General features: G+C 51.3%; 12 protein-coding genes. 6 read left to right on the forward strand and 6 right to left on the reverse strand.

The genetic code is table 11. The features are described from left to right. Window positions 1–137: 137 nt before the first annotated feature. From FOA19_RS00800 to FOA19_RS00815, 4 genes are all read right to left on the reverse strand, one after another. Window positions 138–1064, reverse strand: coding sequence for a M28 family peptidase (locus FOA19_RS00800; RefSeq protein ID WP_149088900.1), 927 nt, complete (start codon window positions 1062–1064; stop codon window positions 138–140). 112 nt (window positions 1065–1176) lie between these two features. Next, window positions 1177–1770, reverse strand: coding sequence for a hypothetical protein (locus FOA19_RS00805; protein WP_149088901.1), 594 nt, complete (start codon window positions 1768–1770; stop codon window positions 1177–1179). Window positions 1771–1795: 25 nt separating this feature from the next. After that, window positions 1796–3301, reverse strand: coding sequence for a SusD/RagB family nutrient-binding outer membrane lipoprotein (locus FOA19_RS00810; protein ID WP_190300240.1), 1506 nt, complete (start codon window positions 3299–3301; stop codon window positions 1796–1798). Window positions 3302–3332: 31 nt separating this feature from the next. Beyond that, entirely contained in the window at window positions 3333–6512 is a 3180-nt protein-coding gene (locus FOA19_RS00815) for a SusC/RagA family TonB-linked outer membrane protein (protein ID WP_149088903.1), read from the reverse strand. A 1062-nt stretch (window positions 6513–7574) separates the two neighbouring features. On the opposite strand from FOA19_RS00815, the gene FOA19_RS00820 reads away from it, so the two are divergent. Next, window positions 7575–10745 carry a SusC/RagA family TonB-linked outer membrane protein gene (locus FOA19_RS00820; protein ID WP_223808674.1) on the forward strand — a complete coding sequence of 1057 codons (3171 nt, stop codon included), beginning with the start codon at window positions 7575–7577 and terminating at the stop codon, window positions 10743–10745. Window positions 10746–10756: 11 nt separating this feature from the next. After that, window positions 10757–12196, forward strand: coding sequence for a SusD/RagB family nutrient-binding outer membrane lipoprotein (locus tag FOA19_RS00825; protein WP_149088905.1), 1440 nt, complete (start codon window positions 10757–10759; stop codon window positions 12194–12196). A 170-nt stretch (window positions 12197–12366) separates the two neighbouring features. Here the strand turns inward: FOA19_RS00825 and FOA19_RS00830 are convergent, their stop codons facing one another. Together FOA19_RS00830 and FOA19_RS00835 are read right to left on the reverse strand one after the other, a co-directional pair. Then, window positions 12367–13299, reverse strand: a complete 933-nt coding sequence (locus FOA19_RS00830; protein ID WP_149088906.1) for a lysophospholipid acyltransferase family protein — start codon at window positions 13297–13299, stop codon at window positions 12367–12369. 185 nt (window positions 13300–13484) lie between these two features. Beyond that, on the reverse strand, window positions 13485–14498 hold the full coding sequence (locus FOA19_RS00835; protein WP_149088907.1) for an LLM class flavin-dependent oxidoreductase: 1014 nt from the start codon (window positions 14496–14498) through the stop codon (window positions 13485–13487). Window positions 14499–14997: 499 nt separating this feature from the next. Between FOA19_RS00835 and FOA19_RS00840 the strand changes: the two genes are divergently transcribed. The 4 genes from FOA19_RS00840 to FOA19_RS00855 all read left to right on the forward strand — a co-directional run bounded on the left by FOA19_RS00840 (window position 14998) and on the right by FOA19_RS00855 (window position 21301). Then, window positions 14998–15615 carry a WbqC family protein gene (locus FOA19_RS00840; protein WP_149088908.1) on the forward strand — a complete coding sequence of 206 codons (618 nt, stop codon included), beginning with the start codon at window positions 14998–15000 and terminating at the stop codon, window positions 15613–15615. Between the two features lie 96 nt (window positions 15616–15711). Beyond that, entirely contained in the window at window positions 15712–18318 is a 2607-nt protein-coding gene (locus FOA19_RS00845) for an ATP-dependent Clp protease ATP-binding subunit (protein ID WP_149088909.1), read from the forward strand. A 146-nt stretch (window positions 18319–18464) separates the two neighbouring features. After that, window positions 18465–20027, forward strand: a complete 1563-nt coding sequence (locus tag FOA19_RS00850) for an acyl-CoA carboxylase subunit beta (protein WP_149088910.1) — start codon at window positions 18465–18467, stop codon at window positions 20025–20027. 203 nt (window positions 20028–20230) lie between these two features. Further along, window positions 20231–21301: a M42 family metallopeptidase gene (locus tag FOA19_RS00855; RefSeq protein WP_149088911.1), complete on the forward strand. Its 1071-nt coding sequence runs from the start codon at window positions 20231–20233 to the stop codon at window positions 21299–21301. Window positions 21302–21370 lie beyond the last annotated feature (69 nt).

A 21370-nucleotide genomic window follows, 5' to 3' on the forward strand; every position in this document is an offset into this window, starting at 1 on the left:
TTCTGCAAGCCTTTCATGGTTCCAATGCGCAATGGTCATGGGTTTCTTCCAGCCATTTTCTGATATTTCTTTCAGAAATTTCCCTTCTTAGGCGCTTGAGAACAAACCTATCTGCAGGGGCTTGTTAAGATCAGACTTCACTTTTCTGCGGCCAGCGCCAAAACCGTTTTGAAGACGCCATCCAGTGCCAGTGCCATGCGTTGCAGGTCCAGCGTCTCTAGCGTGTCGGTTTTCTCATGGTAGTTTTTGTTGCGCAGGAAAGCGGTGTCGGTGAGCATGAGGGCTGGCATGTTGTATTTCCAGTAGTTGAGGTGATCAGAAAAGTCAATGCCCGGGATGAACGCCGGCGCCGCAATGGACTTGGTTCTCACCAGCGCATTTTTCTTGTAGAGCCGCGTGAACCGGCGGGGAAACTTGCCGTTGCCAGGCTTGCGCACGAGCGTGATGTAGTTTCCCCGGCTGCCGTAGAATAGCTTGAGTGGTGCCACTGGGTAATCCTGCGTTTTTTTCTCATCCTTAAAATACCCCAGCATCTCCAGACTCAGCATGCCCAAAACCGGCACTTTCTGATCGACGAGGGATCTGGCGTGCACGTGGCTACCCATGTCCTCGGTCCGGAAATGCGGCGGTTCCTCCAGGGTGTACGCCACCAGGTCTATCCTGAACGGCAAAGACTGGCCCCGGAGCAGGCGAGCCAGCTCCAGCAAACCCACGGTCCCGCTGGCGTTATCATCGGCCCCGGCCTGCTCTCCGCAGACATCGTAGTGCGCGCCAATGATGAGCCGCGGCGCCTCCTTCGGGCCGAACGAGCAAATGACGTTCTGGTAAGATTGCCCGTCTACCTGGTACACCTGCCGCTCTACCCGTTCTGCATGTCTCTGGAAAGTAGCATCTAAATAATCGGCCACCTGGTTCAAGGCCGCTGGATTGGCGTGGTGCCGGAAGCCGGGTGTCTGCAGGATCTGGCGGAAATGCGTGCGGATAATCGTGGTGTCACTTTGCGCTTGCAAAGCGTGCAGTGGCGTAAGCAGCAGCAGCAGCAAAGCACGGGCAATTTTATTCATAGCAGGAGGCGATTACGATTTTGACCCGATTTATAAAAAACGGCCCTCAAACAAAAGCCTTCCAAAGAATTGCAAGGCTTTTGTTTGAGGGCCGTTTTTTGCCTATCCCACCTCAACCGGTGATGTACACCCTCACTTCAATGGCGCGCTGCTCCTGTTCTGTGTTGTCTACCCGCACCCTGAAGAACAATCGGATCACATCGCCCACGGCCACGGTGGGCATTTCGGCATCGGTCAGCACCGCCGGGAAGTCTGTGGTGGAGATGGTGTAGGTCACCATATTACCGGGGGCACCCGTGATGGTGTTGGGCAGGTTCCCCGCCGAATTCCTGGAAATGGCTGCGTTAGGCACCTGGTTAGCCGCCGCAGTAGCCCCGGAGGGAAGTGCGGGACTGAAGTTGGGCGCTACCGGCGTTCCGTTCTTGAAACGCTGGCCCGTCACCCGGGTCAGTTCCTGGATAGTACGGCCCTCGGGCACCTTTATCTGCACGGAGATCTGCCCGGCCGCAATGGAGTTCTGCTTGATGATGTACGCATTGTCTTCTATGCGGGCCACGCCGTTAGACTCAACAGACTGCGGGAAAGTGATGGCCGCGGATGGAATTGGGTCAGGATCGGTTAAGCCGTCATATTCGTCATTTTCACAGGCGCTCAACCACAGAAGCGCTACGCTTAAGAGGCTCAGGTATATTTTTCTAATTTTCATATCTTTCAAATTTTAGGTCTGTTAATTACTCCATCCACCAAACAGGAACCAGGAAGCCCGCCGGATAGTCCTTAAGAGGCACATTCTCACTGTTCGCTTGGATTTCGTTTTGCACATAAGGCCATCTGGTTGGAATTCGGTTCACCCCTGCCAAAGCATTCTGTGGCAACGCCAACCTTGGGTAGCCCGTGCGCCGGTAGTCATTGTAGGCTTCATAGGCGTTTCCGGCAGAAGACACCCATTTGTCCCGAATGAGCACGTTCAGCTTTCCTTCAGTGGTTGGGTTTGCCGTGAAGGCCGCCACCCTGGAGCTGATATAGGCAGTGGCATTCGCACTAAAATTGGCCGGAGTAAACGTGGGTCCCAGGAACGTGGAGATATCGCTGAAATTAGTCTCCAAGGCCTGCTGGTACAGGACAGCCGGATCACCGGTGGTGCCTAAGGTAAGGGCCGCCTCGGCTAGCCAATAGTTTACCATGTAAGCTGTAATCAGGCGCATAGGTGCCTGGTCATTGGCCACCGCCACATTCACCGTTCCGTTTGCAGCCGTTTGCCCCCTTCCCACTATGTACAAACCCCAACGGGAACGGTTAGCAGCGGTGAAGTTGAGTACCGTATGCTGTCCATTATCATAGCTCACATAGTTCCCTCCTGTTTGGGTGATGATAGCGGGTAACCTTGGATCATTCAGCACCTGCATAGAATCAAGAAACCGCGTACTCACAATCATGTCGTTGGGGCGGGTCAAATGATTGTACATGTACAAAGGATTCTGCGCCCCTGACGAAGAAAAGAAGGGCACGTTGAAATTATCTGCGTTGGAGGTGATAAACTTATTCAGGGTGATCAGTTCATTGATACGGGCAGTAGCAGTGGCAGCGTCTTTTTTCCGGCTCTGGAGATAGATTTTCAATTTCAGGGAATTGGCCACTCTGATCCATTTATCCACCACTCCCCCATAAATAAGATCTCCTTCAGAGGCCGCTATCACATTGGTCTTTCCAAGGTCAGTGATGGCCTCATCCAACATGGTGATAATGTTGGCATACACCTGCTGCTGCGGATCATATTCTGGATTGGGGGCTGCGTCAAAGGAAAGCGCCTGCTGGAAAGGCACATCTCCCCAGATATCGGTGGTCACCGTCCAAACGTAGGCTTCCAGAACACCCGCCATACCCGCATGCACGAAGTTACCTTCTTCCCTGCCCTGTACCCTCACCTGTCGTAAATCATCCAGGAGATTCGCATAAATGGTGTTCCATTCATTGTTCAGGTCAGCAGGGCCAATACTGTACCGGTCATACGGGTCTGACTGGGTACCAGTGCCCGCCATCTGCTGCATCCAAAGGGAGCTTACCAACTGAACGGTGTTGCCCATCACAAACCCTACCCCCAGCTCAGCCCCGGGCAAGATGTACTGCACCCCGGAAGTAGGCAAGTTGTTTGGGTTGGTGTTTACATCCAGGAAATCATCACAGGAACTCACTACCGCCAAACCTACTGCCAACAGCATGATCTTTGAAACTCTCATAAATCTTTTCATAACACAGTTGTCTGAAGGGTTAGAAGGTGAAGCGAAGGTTTAATCCATAATTTCGCACCGAGGGTGGTGAGTTGAACTCAAAGCCCCTGGTATTGGAACCAAGCTGGTTTGACTCTGGGTCTGCGTGCCGAAGGTTTGGCGCATAGAAAAGCAGGTTACGGCCGGTCACAGACACATTGATGCCTTTGAAAGGGGTTTTGGCCAGAAGCGTGGTTGGTAGGGTGTACCCAATAGTTACCTCGCGCAACCTGAGAACGGAGGCGTCAAACACCGCGAACTCTGAGGCATTGTTGAAGTGCGTCCAATACTGCTGCGCCGTGATCTGAATGTTGTTTGGGGTAGTGGTCGCTTCGCCCGCTTCATTAGCCAGCACGCCTTCAAACATGTAAGGCTGTTCTCGGTTTTCAGCGGTTTCTTCCAAAACGCCCCTTAAACGGGCAATCTGGGCCTGTCTGGAGTAGAAGTCCCCGCCGTGTACATACTGCACCAGCGCCCCTATACTAAACCCTTTGAACGTAAAAGTATTGGATAAACTTCCCCACCAGTCAGCATTTGGGTCACCAATGATCTGCGGGTTTGTATCCACCACGGGCAAGCCATTGGTAGGGTTGATGATCAATTGTCCTGCCGGGGTTCTTCTGAAGGTGGTTCCTTGTAACACACCGAAGGGCAGCCCTGGCTGCAGCAACGGGCTTAATCCGGAGAAGCCAGACCCACTACTGCCCGAAGTAGGCTCAATATACCCGGTAGTCAACGTGAATTGGTCAAGCCCAGGGGCCAGTTCCACTACTTCGGTCTCTAGCTTGGTGAAATTGGCATTGACATCCCACCGGAAACCGCTTTCCAACTGGATTGGGGTGACATTGGCCGCCACTTCCCACCCTTTGTTGTCAATTCTACCGGCATTGGTGGTATAGGTGAGGAACCCGGTAGAACCCGGTACGGTCAGGTTCAGGATCTGATCAGTCGTACTGTTGTTGAAATAGTTTACATCCAGGGTACCCCGGCCATCAAAGAAGGTGAACTCCGCCCCTATTTCATAGGACTTTTTATTCTCTGGCTTCAGGTTTAGATTTCCCCGCCGGTCATTTCTGGTGAAGGCCAGGGTGGCACCATTAAACGGAAAGCTAAGCCCGGCCACGTTGTTACCAAAGCTTTGCGTCACATAATAGGTACTGGTAAGATAAGGGTTGGTGTCATTGCCCACCATGGCGTAACTGGCCCGCAGCTTTCCGTAACTCAGGATATTGTTACTGATGCCCAGCGCGTCTGTGAAAACAAACCCAACGCTCACAGATGGATAGAAATAACTGTTATTGGTGGTTGGCAAAGTGGAAGACCAGTCATTTCTGGCGGTAAACTCAGTAAACAGCCAATTTTTGTAGTTTAACCCTAGTTGTCCGTAAACCCCCACTAAACGTCTTTCCGTCAAAAAATTGGTGGTGAACGTAGTGGTAGGAAGGTGGTTTGCCAGGTTATAGTAATCAGGTACCACCAAATCTTCTGCCCTGATGGTATTCTGCCGGGTCTCCACCATGTTCACCTGGGTTCCTACCAGGGCCCGCACGTTAATGTCTGGGGTAATGTCTTTCTGGTACACCCCAAACAAATCATGGTTAATGGATTGAAACCCGATGTCATCATAGAGCTGAGACCCTCGGCGGTTGGTGGCGGTGTTTCCGTTAGAATTGTAGGATCCGTACCCATATGCCTGTAGCCGGTCATCAGAATACTGGTCCAAACCCACCCGGTACGTAGCCGTGAAATCCTTGAAGAACTCTGGATTATAGTTAAAAGTGGCACTCACAATAGACCGGTTTACCTCACTTTCATAAAACGACTCATTGATGCTCCACATAGGGTTATCACGGTTAAGCTCGGTAAACAAGGTAGGTGCCTGCACCCCTGCCCTTAGCTTGTAGGGGACATTGCTGATATCAAAGCTGCGGGGGATGAAGGGCAACGTAAACCAAGGGCTAGACCCCGAGTTCCCCTGCAAGGAGCCTTCCTGATTGGTTTTTGCGTACAGCACCGAACCATCAACTGAGAAACCGTGCCCCAGATTAGCGTTACCGGCCGCCCGTAAAGTGTACCTGTCTAAGCCACTGTTAGGAATAATCCCCTCCTGGTTGGTGGTGTTGACACTGAAGATATACCGCATTTTTTCACTTCCACTGGAAAGCGTCACCCCGTTATCCCAGATGCGACCCTTTTGGAAAAAATCCTTCACGTTATCCTCATAAGCCCTGTAGCCCAACTTAGTCATGGGATTACCTGCCACATTGGGCACTGAATCTAACCCTGGAGTGCCAAAGCGGGGCCCCCAACTGTCTGTAGAAGCGGAGTTGTAGCGGCCGTTGATGCCCTGCCCGTATTCGTTCTGGTACTTCGGCAACCCATATACTTCCTGGAGGTTATAGGAGGAAGTAACGGTTATTTCTGTGTCGCCCGCCATGCCCCTTTTGGTGGTGATGATAATGGCCCCGTTACTTGCCCTAGCCCCGTACAAAGCAGCCGCAGCGGGCCCTTTCAGCACGGTCATAGACTCAATGTCATTGGGGTGGATGTCCAGTGCGCGGTTTGAGTAAGATGCCCCGCCCACGGTAGGGTTAGAGGAATAAGTTGTATTGTTACTGATGGGCACGCCATCTACCACAAAGAGCGGCTGGTTATTACCGGTGGCCGAAGAAAGCCCCCGGATAAAGATCTGAGACCCTGAACCAGGCATCCCGCTGGAGGAGATGATCTCCACCCCAGCCACCTTTCCCTGGAGGGCATTCACGACATTTGGCTCAGACTTTTGGGCAAGCTGTTCGCCTTTTACATCCTGCACGGCGTAGTTCACCTCCCTTTTCTGGCGCTCAATACCCACTGCCGTCACCACCACTTCGCTCAATTGCTTTGAGTCTTCGGCCATGGTCACGTTGATGGTGTTCTGGTCACCAAGGACTACCTCGCGGTTCAAGTAACCAATGAAGGTGAACACCAGGGTACCGCCTTGGGAAGGGACGGTGAGGGAGTAATTGCCGTTCGCGTCTGTGGGGGAAGCGGTGGTGGTTCCTTTCAACTGCACCGTAACGCCGGCCATTGGCTCACCGGAAGGAGTGGAGACTTTGCCTGTTAGGGTTCGTGTCTGCGCCCAAACCTGACTGATGAGGCAGAACGTCAAGACAAACTGGATGAGTAGAATTTTCTTCATAATAAAGGATTTGCTCAATTAGTTGGGGACGGGTAACAAACTGCTTCCATCCGCTGGGGGTCTGCCATGCACAAAGGCAGCCCCAACAGATACACACCAGTACCCTTGTTTTAGAATGCTTTCAGAGATGATTCAATGAGCCATGTTCACGGGGTCAGAAGATGACGGGGCATGGAAGGACACCGGTTCTGAACACCACTGGCATGCCCACGCGAAAAGCGGCACCTGCACCAGGTTGTTCTTCCCGGATACCAGAATCTACAATGCCAGATCAAGGCATTGGCAGGCCTGATTAAAACCAGGCAGTTCAGAAATTTTGAATTGGGTGGTGAAGTTTGTGTCCGCGATTATCCAACCGCCCTTCTGCAGGAGGGCACCGATATGGAGGTCCAATAAGAACTTACGGGCTTTATGGCGGCTGTTTGGCGCAGTTGCTGTGTTCCTGGCCTTTAAATAGTACTCTACTGAATGCTGATGTTGGTTGTGTTTGCCCGTTGGAAGTTTCCTGGTCTGGAAACCTATAGCTTTATTTTATAGAGATAGAGCTATACTCCTATTACCAAATTTTAAGAAAAAAGTTATATAGAAAACTAAAAGAAAACGTTAATTTTTTAGAGCCTCAAAAATAGAACGTCTTCATCCTATGGTAAGCAGACCCCTTGCTTGATATCCAAAGGAACCTTGTTTTAGAAACATTTTCTAAAAACGCCTCAAAAAACCAAACCAGTCACTTAACCCATATTGACTTTATTTCCAGGTAAATACAAGATCATCTCACTTAAAAAGAAATTAACAATCGCTATATATCCTAAATTTTATTTATCCACACGTGCAACTTTCATGTCATAAAATAAATCTTTAGATTTATATGGCTTTAAAAAGAAGCTTCTGGACTTTAGGTAAGTTCATTAGCTTCAATTTGTTGCTCCCCGCCGGTTAGCTCTACCTAACTGAAAGTAGTCTGTTCCTCTTCCATTCAAACCAAACCCACAATGCTCACAAATTCATTTTACCCCCATGAAAAAATGCTTACTTCTCACTTTGCTGGTCCTTGCCTGCTGTATGAGTCAGGCATGGGCACAAGCCGTCACTGTTTCAGGTACGGTGACTTCCGCAGATGACGGAACCCCTCTTCCTGGAGTTTCAGTTGTTGTAAAAGGAACCCAGGTAGGAACCTCCACCGGCGTTACGGGCACGTACTCCCTCACGGTACCCGACCAGAACGCTTCGCTTGTCTTCAGCTTTATCGGCTACAAAGCGTTGGAACGGGCCGTGAACGGGGCTACCACCATCAACGTGGCCCTGGTTTCTGACGCTACCCAACTCACCGAGGTGGTAGTGACCGCCTTAGGTATAGAAAGAAGCCGAAACTCCCTTCCCTTTGCCGCTACCCAGTTGGAAGGCTCCACCGTAACGGCTGCCCGCAACCCCAACATGGTAAACTCCCTCTCCGGGAAAGTAGCGGGGCTTTCGGTCACCCAAACCAATACCCTGGGCGGCTCTGCCAACGTGGTAATCAGGGGTACCAAATCCCTTACCGGCAATAACCAGGCGTTGTTTGTGGTAGACGGTGTGCCCATCAGCAACGATGTCACCAACACCTACAACCAGACTACCGGCCGAGGTGGTTTTGACTACGGTAACCCTGCCGCTGACATCAACCCAGATGATATTGAGTCCATGAGCGTGCTGAAAGGCGCCGCCGCCACTGCCTTGTATGGGTCCCGGGCCGCCAATGGGGTTATTCTCATCACTACCAAAAAAGGCAAAAGGGGCTTGGGGGTTACCCTCAATAACGGCGTGACTATTGGCACCATCGACAAAAAAACCTTTCCAGAGTATCAGAAGGAATACGGCGCCGGCTATGGTGCGGCGTGGTTAAGATATGATGTGGACGGAGATGGCAACCTGGACAACGTGGTACGCATGGGGGATGACGCTTCTTATGGTTTCCCCTTTGACCCAAACGTGCTGGTGTACCAATGGGATGCCTTTGACCCAGCCTCGCCCAACTACAAAAAGCCTCGCCCGTGGGTAGCCGGTGAGAACGGGCCTGAGTATTTCTTTGAGACCGCCGTTTCCGTCAACAACAGCATCACCATAGACGGGGGCAACGAAAAAGCCAACTTCAAACTGGGCTATAACCGCAACCAGGACAAGGGGCTTCTGCCTAACAGCGAGATCACCAAGAACATGATCAACTTTTCGGGCTCTCTGAACCTAACCAGCAAACTGACCACCAGCGCTGGGGTGAACTTCACCCAACAAGAAGGTCTGGGACGGTATGGCTCAGGGTATAGCTCCATTAACCCCATGCTGGGTTTCCGGCAATGGTTCCAGACCAACGTTGACCTCAAAGAGCAGGAAGAAGCCTATTGGCGGAACAAACAGAACATTACCTGGAACTGGAGAAGCCCCAGCAACCTCACTGCCGCGTACCATGACAACGTGTACTGGACCCGGTACGAGAACTTTGAGAGCGACGAACGGTACCGTACGTTTGGCAACGTCGCCTCCAATTACAAGTTCACCGAATGGCTGGACCTCACCGCCCGGGTTTCTTTGGACACCTACGATGAGCTACAAGAAGAACGGTTTGCCATTGGAAGTACCACCAATGACCAGGACCCAAACTATACGCGGTATAATCGGTCGTTCCGTGAGTTCAACTTCGACCTCTTCGCCAATTTTGACCGCAACTTCACACCAGACTTCAACATCAGGGGGTTGGTAGGTCTGAACATGAGAAGATCCAAACTGAATTCTGTGCGGGCAACAACCAGCGGCGGCTTGGTGGTACCCAGGTTGTATGCTTTGTCCAACTCATTGAACCTGCTCTCCCCACCCATAGAAAGTGAATTGAGACGGGCTGTGGACGGGGTTTTCGCCAATGCTACCCTGGGCTACAAAGAAACAATCTTCCTGGATCTATCGGGGAGAAGAGACCAATCCTCCACCCTACCCCGCGGGAACAACTCCTACTTCTACCCCTCTGTGGCCTTGAGCTTTGTGTTCTCTGAACTGCTCAAGCAAGACTGGCTTTCCTACGCCAAAATAAGGGGTAACTATGCCGAGGTGGGTAATGATGCGCCTTTTGCGGCCACAGACAGGTACTACAACAAGCAGGATGAGGAGATAGACGCCCCCATTGGTACGTTTGGAGGAATCCCGCTGTACTCTGTACCCGGCACCCGCTACAACCCCACCCTGAAACCAGAAAGAACCAAAAGTTCAGAAATCGGGCTGGAAACGGCTTTCCTGGATAACCGCTTAGGGTTTGAGGTAACGGTGTACAAATCCAACACCATTAACCAGATTCTGCCGGTTTCTGTGTCAGCGGCCACGGGATATTCGTTCAAATATGTGAACGCCGGGGAAGTGGAAAACCGTGGAATTGAGACGGCCCTCCGGTTCCAACCCATCAAGAACGACGATTTCTCGTGGAACCTGAACCTGAACTGGACCCACAACCGAAACGAAGTGGTGGCCCTGGCCGAAGGCGAAAACATGATCCTGGCTACCTACCAGGGCGGGGTCTCCTCCAATGCTGCGGTGGGCCGGCCTTTTGGGATCCTCAGGGGCCAAGGGTTTGTGCTGCATGAAAACGGTGGTCGCATGGTGGACGAAGACGGTTTCTACCTGCTGTCAGACCCAACCAAAGAGATCTCGAACCCTAATCCAGACTGGCAGGGCGGTATCTCCAACACCATTTCCTTCAAAGGACTCTCCTTGTACTTCCTCATTGACATCCGGAAGGGAGGCGAACTGTTCAACCTGGACACCTACTATGGTTTCGGGACCGGGCTTTACCCAGAAACGGCCGGCCTGAATGACCTGGGCAATCCGTCAAGGTTACCCGTTTCAGAAGGCGGCGGGATTATTCTACCAGGCGTGAAGGAAGACGGCTCGCCCAATGACATCAGGGTAGAGAATACCGAAGGCGTCATGGGGTACTATACGCCCGCCGAGTACCACGTGTACGGCGCGGGTTTTGTGAAACTCCGCGAAGCCTCCCTCACCTATACCCTGCCCCAGCAACTCATCTCCAAGCTGAAAGTCTTCAAAGGCATTGACGTGTCTGTTGTGGGCCGCAACCTGTGGATCATTGACAAAGATGTGCCCTACTCAGATCCGGAAGCAGGTTTTGGGGCGGGTAACATCGGGTTGGGGTACCTCAGCGGAGCCTATCCTACCCCCCGCAATGTGGGCTTCAATGTAAGATTCCAATTTTAATGAAGAAGAGGATGAAAAAGATACTTCTATACACCATAGCGTCTCTGTTCCTGGCCACCTCTTGCGTGAACGACTTAGACGAGGATTACAACCTGGACCCCAAACGGGCTACCGATGTACCGCCCGGTACCCTGGTGAGCAATGCGCAGTTTAACCTGAGCAACGTCATCACCACTCCAGACTATAATACCAATGTGTTCCGGTATTATGTGCAGCATTGGGCCGCGGCCCAGTACCCAGATGAGAGCCAGTACAACATCAACACCCGCGAGATCAACCGGTTCTTCTGGACCATTCTGTACCGCGATGTGCTCTCTGATTTGCGCGAAGCCAGAAACCTTATCACCGCCAATAACCTGTTGGCCGCGGATTTGAAGGCTAGCCAACTGGCCTGCATTGAGGTGCTGGAGGTGTACGCCTGGTCTGTTCTGGTGAATACTTACGGAGACATCCCCTATTTTGAGGCGCTGGACATCAACAATGTGCAGCCCAAGTACGACGATGATGTCGCCATCTACAATGACCTGTTCACCCGGCTGGATGCTGCCATCAACAACCTCTCCCAGAACTCCGACAACTCAGGACTGGGCAACGCCGACCTGTTCTACCAAGGGGATCTGGAGAAATGGCTTAAATTCGCGAACTCCCTCAAGTTGAGAATGGGCCTCACCATTGCCGATGTAGACGCCACCAAAGCCAGGGGCATTGTGGAAGCAGCCGCTCCCAACGTGTTTACCTCCAGCGACGATGACGCCGAATTGCCCTACACCCCCAACGTGCCTACCGCCAACCCCGTCTATGACGAACTGCGGCAACGGGACGACAACGTGGCGGCCAGCCCCTTCCTGGATGTTCTCTTGGATTGGGAGGACCCGCGGTTGGATGAGTTCTTCCGGCCGGCCCCGGAAGGGGAAAACGCAGGTGAGTACGTGGGCGGGGTCTACGGCGACTTGAACAACTATCCAGACGTGGCCCAGCCAAGTGACCTGGTGCGGGAGGCCGATGCCCCAGGCATTCTGCTGTCGTACACCGAGGTGGAGTTCCTGCTGGCAGAGGCCGCCCTGAGAGGTTTCAATGTACCCGGCACTGCCGAGGAGCACTACACCGCTGCCGTCACCTCCTCCATTGTGAATGACTGGGGCGGCACCGCCGCCGAGGCCACTGCATATCTGCAGCAACCCGAGGTGATGCTCAACACCGCCAACTGGAGGGAAAGCCTGGGCATGCAGAAATGGATAGCCCTGTATAACCAACCCGTAGAAGGCTGGAAAGAATGGCGACGATTGGATTACCCGCAACTGGAGGCTCCGCCCCTGGCCCAATCAGAGATCCCACTCCGCTTCCCTTATCCGTCCACGGAGCAGAACCTGAACAACGCCAATTACGCGGCGGCCGCTTCCGCCATTGGAGGTGACGTGGTCACCACCCGGGTCTTCTGGGACGAGGATTGATTTCTAGAGGTTTTTGAAAACTAAGGTCAAAAAAGCCCCGGCTGTTTACGCAGCCGGGGCTTTTTATTTTACGGGAAAGGAAATAGCCCAATCCAACAGTTGCGTTCTAAGCCTGATTTTGAAAAACAAACCATAAACGGGTTTGATAAAATTGGAAGCAGTTTAAGAGGTTACGCCTCCACACCTGGTTCAGGCCTTTTGTGCTTCCAACGTTTGTGTGACCACAGGTAGTCTGCCGGATACTGCTCCACCCAAGCCTCCAATTTCCGGGCGAAGGTTTCAGTGAGAGGGTGCCCTTCTTCTTTGGCACCGGCTTGGGGTATAGGTAACAATTCCTGAAAGTCTACCTCATAATACCCGCGCTTTACGTGACGCATGCCTACAAAGAAAGTAGGGTAATTGAACGAGGTTCTAAGCTTGTCGGCTCCCACATAAAAGGCAGTGTCTTGGTGCAGAAAATTGGTCCAATATTGTATTTCGCCGTAGGGTGGCACCTGGTCAGATAAAAGAGAAAGAATTCTGGGTTGACCTTTATGCCGTAACAAGTGACGTAGTGTTTCCTTCATCTTCACCAAGGTGATTCCGAAGCGGGTTCGAAGAAACCGGAGAAAAGACTCAAAGAAAGAACTTGCCAAGGGTTTATACACACCATCTACCGGAAAGGGAAAATGCTTATTCCCCGCCGCAGACATAAACTCCCAATTTCCCAAGTGGGCGCCCAGAATCATTACAGGAACTCCTTGGCTCAGGTATCCCTCAATTTTTTGGCTTTTTTGCAAGTGAACCCGTTTCTCCAAATCTTCAGCGGAGAGTGACACCAATTTCAGGGTCTCTACCATAATATCTGTCAGATTCAGGAAGAATTGCTTTTCAATCTTAAGGAGTTCGGCTTTGCTTTTGGAGGGAAAAGAGCGCTCCAGATTTTGCCGTACCACTTTTTTACGGTACCCTATTACGTAGTACAGAACCCAATACAGAAACGTGGAAACCGCATACAGCACCGGAAACGGCAACAAGGAGATTCCCTTCAGCAGCCACCAGAGCGGAAGTTGGCTGGGTTTCAGGTTGGGGCGGGTAAAAGAAGTGGCTGGTTCTGTTTGCATTTTCTGAAAAACAAGCCGAAAACAGCTCAGCCGCTTTCAACGCTGCAAAGGTAATACCCTCCTGCAGATTTCCTTTGATAGATCCTGATTGATTCTTTTCCTCTTGTTTTAAAGCAAAAAGGCTCTCAACGCAGGTCAAGGTCTATTTACCTACGCTGAGAGCCGATTCACTTCTTGTCTATAACTTACGCAGACTTCTTGAAGAAATCTGCGATGAGTTCATACGAGTGCAGACGGGCCGCATGGTCATAAATGCTGCTGGCCACGATCACCTCATCTACCTGCGTTTGATCCACAAACTTCTGCAAGTCCTCTTTCACTTTCTCGGGGCTACCTACAAAAGAGCAACGCAGCATATTCTGCACCGCATATTGCTCAGAAGCATCCCAAAGGCCGTTCATGCTTTCCACGGGTGGTTTCATCAAACCAGCGGTTCCCCTGATCACCCCCAGAAATGACTGGTACATGGAGGTAGCCAGATAATCTGCTTTTTCATCTGTGTCGGCGGCGATCACGTTCACACCTGCCATGACGTAAGGCTCTTTGAGGCTACCTACCGGCTTAAAGCTGTCGCGGTACACCTGAATGGCATGGTGCAGCATGGTGGGCGCAAAGTGGCTGGCAAACGCGTACGGCATTCCTAACATACCGGCCAACTGGGCGCCGAAAGTACTGGAACCCAAAATCCAGATGGGCACATAGGTTCCTTCGCCCGGCACGGCCCGCACTTTGGAAGATGGGTCCGGGTCCCCCAGGTAGTTATACACCTCCACCACGTTCTGCGGAAACTCATCTACCGACTGGTGCTGGTCACGGCGCAGGGCCATCGCGGTTAAGCCGTCTGTTCCGGGCGCGCGGCCAAGCCCCAGATCAATACGACCCGGGAAAAGCGTAGCCAAAGTGCCAAACTGCTCTGCCACAACCAAAGGCGCATGGTTGGGCAGCATAATCCCGCCAGACCCCACCCGAATGGTAGAGGTCTCCCGGGCAACATGGCCAATCAACACCGTGGTGGCGGAACTTGCAATGCCTGGAAAATTATGGTGCTCGGCCATCCAGAAGCGTCTGTATCCTAATTTCTCCACGTGTTGGGCCAGGTCAACGGCATTCTTGATGGCGTCCGCCGCCGTTTTACCTTCCTGTATGGGCACAAGGTCCAGCACGGAGACGGATATATCTGAAAGTTTTTTAGTAGACATAATTATAATCTGATCAAGTCAGTCCTTGTTTACGGATGATCTTCTAAAAGGCAAATGTACCCGCAGAAAGTTCTGCCCTGCCTACCCAAACCCGTTACCTCCAGGAAACCACCTTCCTGTTTCAGCTCTGTTTTTCTGAAAACAAACCTTAAACGGGTAACTAGGGATCCACCTATGAAATTGAAGAAATCCGGGAACCTGCAGTCCTCTGCTTTTTGTTGAACGAAGACGGTCAAAAATGAAGAGAAACGCAGAAAAGCTACTGATAACCTGACAAAAAGGCTTACTAAGATGACCATCAGACTTATTGGAAGCAGGCAATTTTAAAACCCTTAAATAAAGCAATAATTATATTTCCAGCAGAGACGCTATAGGCCATTGCAGAAGTTAAGATGGGGCTTTCCAAGCTTAACCTAGGGAAGTATCTTCAAAGTCACCATAGGCCGCCGTACAAGTCTGGGATTTTTCCCTTACTTGCAGCCATTCCATTTTATGTTGCATGCAGTTATTAACCGACCTTCACTACAATCCCAGCATCCTCTATTTTCAGAAGGCTTTTGAAGCCGATGAATTACTGTTTGAGGCCCATGAGCATTACCAGAAACAGAGTTACCGCAACAGGTGCCACATTCTCACGGCGCAGGGCGTGGTGCCGCTTTCTGTGCCCGTGGTAAAAGGTAACAGCAAGACGCTGGTGACCGAACTGGAGATTGACTATGGCCAGCGCTGGATGGACATTCACTGGCGCACCATCCAGAGCGCCTATGGTAGCGCGCCCTTTTTTGAGTTTTACGCAGACTACCTCAAAGCCGTCTATGACCAGAAGCCGGACCTGCTTTTCCAGTTGAATATGGATTTGCTGAAACTTTTCGTTAAATTCCTGAAGCTAAAGAAACCCGTGGGCCTTACTCAAACGTATGTTAAAACCTACGAGGCACCGGTGTTGGATTGGCGCGGGGAACTTCATCCCAAGAAGGTGCCTGACAATTTGCGCCTAATGCCATACCGGCAGGTGTTTGGCAAACAATTTGCAATAAACCTGAGTATACTGGATTTGTTGTTTAACCTTGGCCCCGAGGCATCTACATATTTACAGAGTCCCTTGGACTACTGTTGAACATTTGCCCCACTCATATTGTTAATATTTTAATGCGTAGCCTTGGCAGCACTTTGCAGTAGACGCACAACAACTATTTACTAGACAAGAACTTACATGGAAGCCAAATTCTCAAATAGAGTGAAAGAGGTTATCTCTCTCAGTCGCGAGGAAGCCATCCGCTTGGGGCATGATTATATTGGCACTGAGCATTTGCTTCTGGGAATGATCCGCGAAGGAGAAGGTACGGCTATCGCTTTGCTTAAAAAACTGGGGGTACCAATGGAGGAGCTCAAGTACGCGCTTGAGCAGGCCACCAAAAATACCGCCAGCCCTAACACCAATATAACTGGTAGTATTCCGCTTACTAAACAGACGGAAAAGGTCCTGAAAATAACGTATTTGGAGGCTAAAATCTTCAAGTCAGACATCATAGGTACAGAACACCTGCTGTTGTCTATTTTGCGGGATGAGGATAATATTTCATCGCAAACCTTAGCCAAATTCAACGTGAACTATGAAGCTATCCGGGATTCGTTAGACTATCATGCTAACAACCCTCTCGCCTCCTCAGATACCGATGACAACGACGATAACGACAAACTCTTTGGCTCTTCCTCTAAAGGAGGCGCTGGCTCAGCCGCCAAGAAGGGTGCCGAGAAATCCCGCACTCCGGTGTTGGACAACTTCGGTCGTGATCTGACTAAATTGGCCGAGGAAGGCAAATTAGACCCGATTGTGGGCCGTGAAAAAGAAATCGAGCGCGTGGCCCAGGTACTGAGCCGCCGTAAGAAAAACAACCCAATCTTGATTGGGGAACCTGGCGTGGGTAAAACCGCTATTGCCGAGGGTCTTGCGCTGCGCATCATCCAGAAGAAGGTTTCTCGCGTGCTTTTCGGAAAACGGGTGGTAACCTTAGACCTGGCCTCTTTGGTGGCGGGTACTAAATACCGCGGTCAGTTTGAAGAGCGGATGAAAGCCGTGATGAACGAACTGGAGAAATCTCCGGACGTGATTCTGTTCATTGATGAGCTACACACCATTGTAGGTGCTGGTGGAGCCTCCGGATCTCTGGATGCCTCCAACATGTTCAAACCTGCTTTGGCCCGTGGCGAAATCCAATGCATTGGCGCAACTACGCTAGACGAGTACCGTCAGTACATTGAGAAAGATGGTGCCTTGGCTCGTCGTTTCCAGATTGTGATGGTAGATCCTACCACGCCAGAGGAAACCATTGAGATCCTGCACAACATCAAAGACAAATACCAGGATCACCACCACGTGACCTATTCAGACAAAGCCATTGAGGCCTGTGTGAAGTTGAGCGACCGCTACATGAGCGACCGTTTCTTACCAGACAAAGCCATTGACATTCTGGATGAGGCCGGTGCCCGTGTGCACATCAACAACATTGTGGTGCCTGAAGATATTTTGAATCTGGAGCAACAGATTGAGAACATCAAGGACGAGAAAAACCGCGTGGTGAAAAGCCAGAAATACGAAGAGGCTGCTCAACTGCGTGACAAAGAGAAAAAACTTTTAGATCAACTTGACGCCGCTAAGAAAAGCTGGGAAGAGGAGACGAGAAAGAAACGCTACGCCGTGAAGGAAGAAAACGTGGCCGAGGTAATCGCCATGATGACGGGTATTCCGGTGAAACGTATCGCGCAGAAAGAAAGCCTCAAGCTTTTGAACATGGGCGAAGAGCTGAAAGGCAAAGTGATTGGCCAGGAAAAAGCGATTACGCAGTTGGTGAAAGCCATTCAACGGACCCGCGTTGGTCTTAAAGATCCTAAGCGCCCCATCGGTTCGTTCGTATTCTTAGGCCCAACCGGGGTTGGTAAAACTGAGCTTGCGAAAGTTCTGGCTACCTACCTGTTTGACAAGGAAGACGCCCTGGTGCGTATTGACATGAGTGAGTACATGGAGAAATTCAGCGTATCTCGCTTGGTGGGAGCGCCTCCAGGCTACGTGGGTTACGAAGAAGGTGGTCAGTTGACGGAGAAAATCCGCCGCAAGCCTTATTCAGTAGTATTGCTGGATGAGATTGAGAAAGCGCACCCAGACGTGTACAACCTGTTGTTGCAAGTGCTGGATGACGGTGTGTTGACCGATGGTTTAGGCCGTAAGGTGGACTTTAGAAACACCATCATCATCATGACCTCTAACATTGGGGCTCGTGACTTGCAGGACTTCGGGGCTGGGGTTGGTTTCGCCACCAAAACCCGTCAGGAGAACATGGATGACATCATGAAAGGCACCATTGCTTCTGCCTTGAAGAAAACGTTCTCTCCTGAGTTCCTGAACCGTCTGGATGATGTGATTGTGTTCAACTCGCTGGTGAAAGAAGATATCCACAAGATCATCGATATCTCCCTTGCCAAGCTGTTGAACCGCGTGAAAACGCTGGGCTATACCATTGAGATCACTGACAAGGCCAAAGACTTTGTGGCTGAGAAAGGATATGACTCTAAGTATGGTGCCCGTCCGTTGAACCGTGCCATCACCAAGTACATGGAAGACCCAATTGCGGAGGAAATCCTGAAAGCCGAGTTGGCCCAGGGAGACACCATCGTGATTGACTACGAAGAAGGCAAAGAGGAATTGACGTTCTCAAACCGCAAGAACGAGGATGCCATTCCAGACACGTCTGACGATCTTCCGGAAAGCTCCTCTTCAGAAGAGGAAGAGACCACGCCTACAGATGGCAAGAAGAAAGACTAACCAATAAATTATATTTGAAAAGGCTGACAGACAAACTGTCAGCCTTTTTTGTTTTTTAGCAAGATTTCAGAAAAACCTAACAAAAATTTTACACTGCCCTATTCTTTCCTAAATTTGATTTCTTGTACCAACACCAAAGTGCTTCAATGTCAGACCAGAATAACCTGAATAGCAAATTTGAGACATTAGACCGCAAAAATGCCGAAGCCCTCTTAGGCGGCGGCCAGGCGCGCATTGATGCCCAACATAAAAAAGGCAAACTCACGGCCCGTGAACGCATAGACCTGCTCTTAGACGAAGGCTCCTTTGAGGAGATAGGCAAGTTTGTGATGCACCGTTCCAAAGACTTCGGGCTAGACAAAGAGTACTATTTAGGCGACGGCGTGGTAACGGGCTACGGCACCGTGAACGGCCGCCTGGTTTACGTTTTCTCCCAGGACTTCACTGTTTTTGGCGGCTCGCTTTCTGAGACGCATGCAGAGAAGATTGTGAAGATCATGGACCTTGCCATGAAAAACGGCGCACCGGTGATTGGCCTCAATGACTCCGGCGGAGCCCGAATTCAGGAAGGGGTGGTTTCCTTAGGGGGCTACGCCGATATCTTCTACAAAAACACCCTGGCTTCTGGCGTGGTACCGCAACTATCCGGCATTATGGGACCTTGCGCCGGTGGAGCGGTTTACTCCCCGGCCATTACGGATTTCATTCTCATGGTAGAGGACACGTCTTACATGTTCGTGACGGGCCCTAACGTGGTGAAAACCGTGACGCATGAGACGGTGACCTCAGAGGAACTAGGCGGCGCCAGTACCCATAGCACCAAAAGCGGCGTGACCCATTTCTCCTGTGCCAACGAGGTGGTCTGCATCCAGAACATCAAACAGTTGCTGAGCTACATGCCGCAGAACTGTGAGGAGCTTCCTCCTTCCCTGCCGTATGAACCCAAAGCCGATGAAACCCGCGAGGTCCTGAACAACATCGTGCCGGAGAACCCCAACCAACCCTATGACATCCGTGAGGTGATAGAAGGCATCATTGACGCTGACTCTTTCCTGGAGGTGCACAAGAACTTTGGGGAGAACATTGTGGTAGGCTTTGCAAGATTAGCCGGCCGCAGCATTGGTATTGTAGGGAACCAACCAGCCGTTTTGGCAGGTGTTTTAGACATCAACGCTTCTACAAAAGCCGCTCGTTTCGTGCGTTTCTGCGATTCCTTCAACATTCCGTTGCTGGTATTGGAAGATGTGCCCGGCTTCCTGCCCGGTACTGACCAGGAGTGGCGCGGCATCATCACCAACGGAGCCAAACTTCTTTATGCGTTCTGCGAGGCCACTGTTCCCCGTGTAACCGTTATTACCCGTAAGGCTTACGGCGGCGCGTATGATGTAATGAACTCCAAGCACATAGGCGCTGACCTGAACTTTGCCTGGCCTACCGCCGAGATTGCCGTAATGGGAGCCAAAGGTGCCGCCGAGATTATCTTCAAGCGTGAGATTGCCGCCGCTGAAGACCCTGAAGCCAAATTAGCCGAGAAAGTAGCCGAGTACCAAGCCAAGTTTGCGACGCCGTACCGGGCTGCGCACCGCGGCTTCGTAGACGAGGTGATCTACCCTGCAGAGACCCGTGCCAAATTGATCAGAGCATTCAAAATGCTTGAAAACAAAGTAGACCAGTTACCGAAGAAAAAACACGGGAATATTCCGTTGTAAACAGCCGCCGGAAGGCAGGTTTAAAACTTTGGCTTATCTCGCCAAAGAATCTTAGCCCCCTGCTCCAATGACTGCTATACACCAATTATCATTCAATATTTAATTGCGCCCTTGGTTGGTGATGACAAAGCACCCCAGCCATCTACTACTTCAACTGACAAACAACACTTGGAGAGTGCTTTGCTCCACCTAAACAGAAAGCTATGAGAGAAGAAAGCTTTGAATTCCTGCAAACCTACCTCAACAACGCTGCACCCACCGGCTTTGAGTCCTCGGGCCAAAAACTGTGGTTAGACTACATCAAGCCCTACATTGACGAGTACTTCGTGGATACGTACGGCACGGTGGTGGGCGTGATCAACCCTGAGGCAAAGTACAAGGTGGTCATTGAGGCCCACGCCGATGAGATTGCCTGGTTTGTGAACTACATTACGCCGGAAGGCTACATCTACGTGCGCCGCAACGGCGGTTCCGATGCCGTGATCGCGCCTTCCAAGCGGGTGAACATCCATACCAGAAAAGGAATGGTGAAAGCGGTGTTCGGGTACCCGGCCATCCATGTGCGCAAGCCAGACCAGGACAAAGCCCCTACCGTAGAAACCATCTTCCTAGACTGCGGCGCCGCCAACAAGCAGGAGGTGGAAGATATGGGCATCCATGTAGGCTGCGTGGTCACCTTTGACGATGAGTTCTGGGTGATGAACGACAAGTTCTACGTGGGCCGGGCTTTGGACAACAGGATCGGGGGATTCATGATTGCCGAAGTAGCCCGTATGCTGAAGGAGAACGGAACAAAGCTTCCTTTTGGATTATACATCGTAAACGCGGTGCAGGAAGAGATTGGCCTGCGCGGCGCCGAGATGATCGCCCACCGCATCAAGCCAGACCTGGCCATCATCACCGACGTGACCCACGATACGCAGTCACAAGGGTATGAGAAGAAAACCAACGGAGACCTGCACTGCGGCAAAGGACCGGTATTGACCTATGGCCCGGCCGTACAGAACAACCTGCTGGACATGCTCATTGAGGTAGCCCAGAAAAACGAGATTCCGTTCCAGCGCGCCGCCGCTACCCGCGCCACCGGCACAGACACCGATGCTTTCGCCTACTCTTCTGAAGGCGTAGCCTCGGCCCTCATTTCGTTGCCATTGAAATACATGCACACCACCGTAGAAACCGTGCACAAAGACGACGTAGACAGCATCATCAACCTGTTCTACCATTTCCTGACCCAGCTGCAAAGCGACCACGATTTCCGGTACTTGAAATAGATCCTTTTTAGGCCTGATTTTCTAAAAAGAGGCCCAAAAACGGATAAAAGGAAAAGCCCTGTGGGATCT

The organism is Rufibacter hautae, assembly GCF_008271695.1.
Taxonomy (GTDB): Bacteria; Bacteroidota; Bacteroidia; order Cytophagales; family Hymenobacteraceae; genus Nibribacter; species Nibribacter hautae.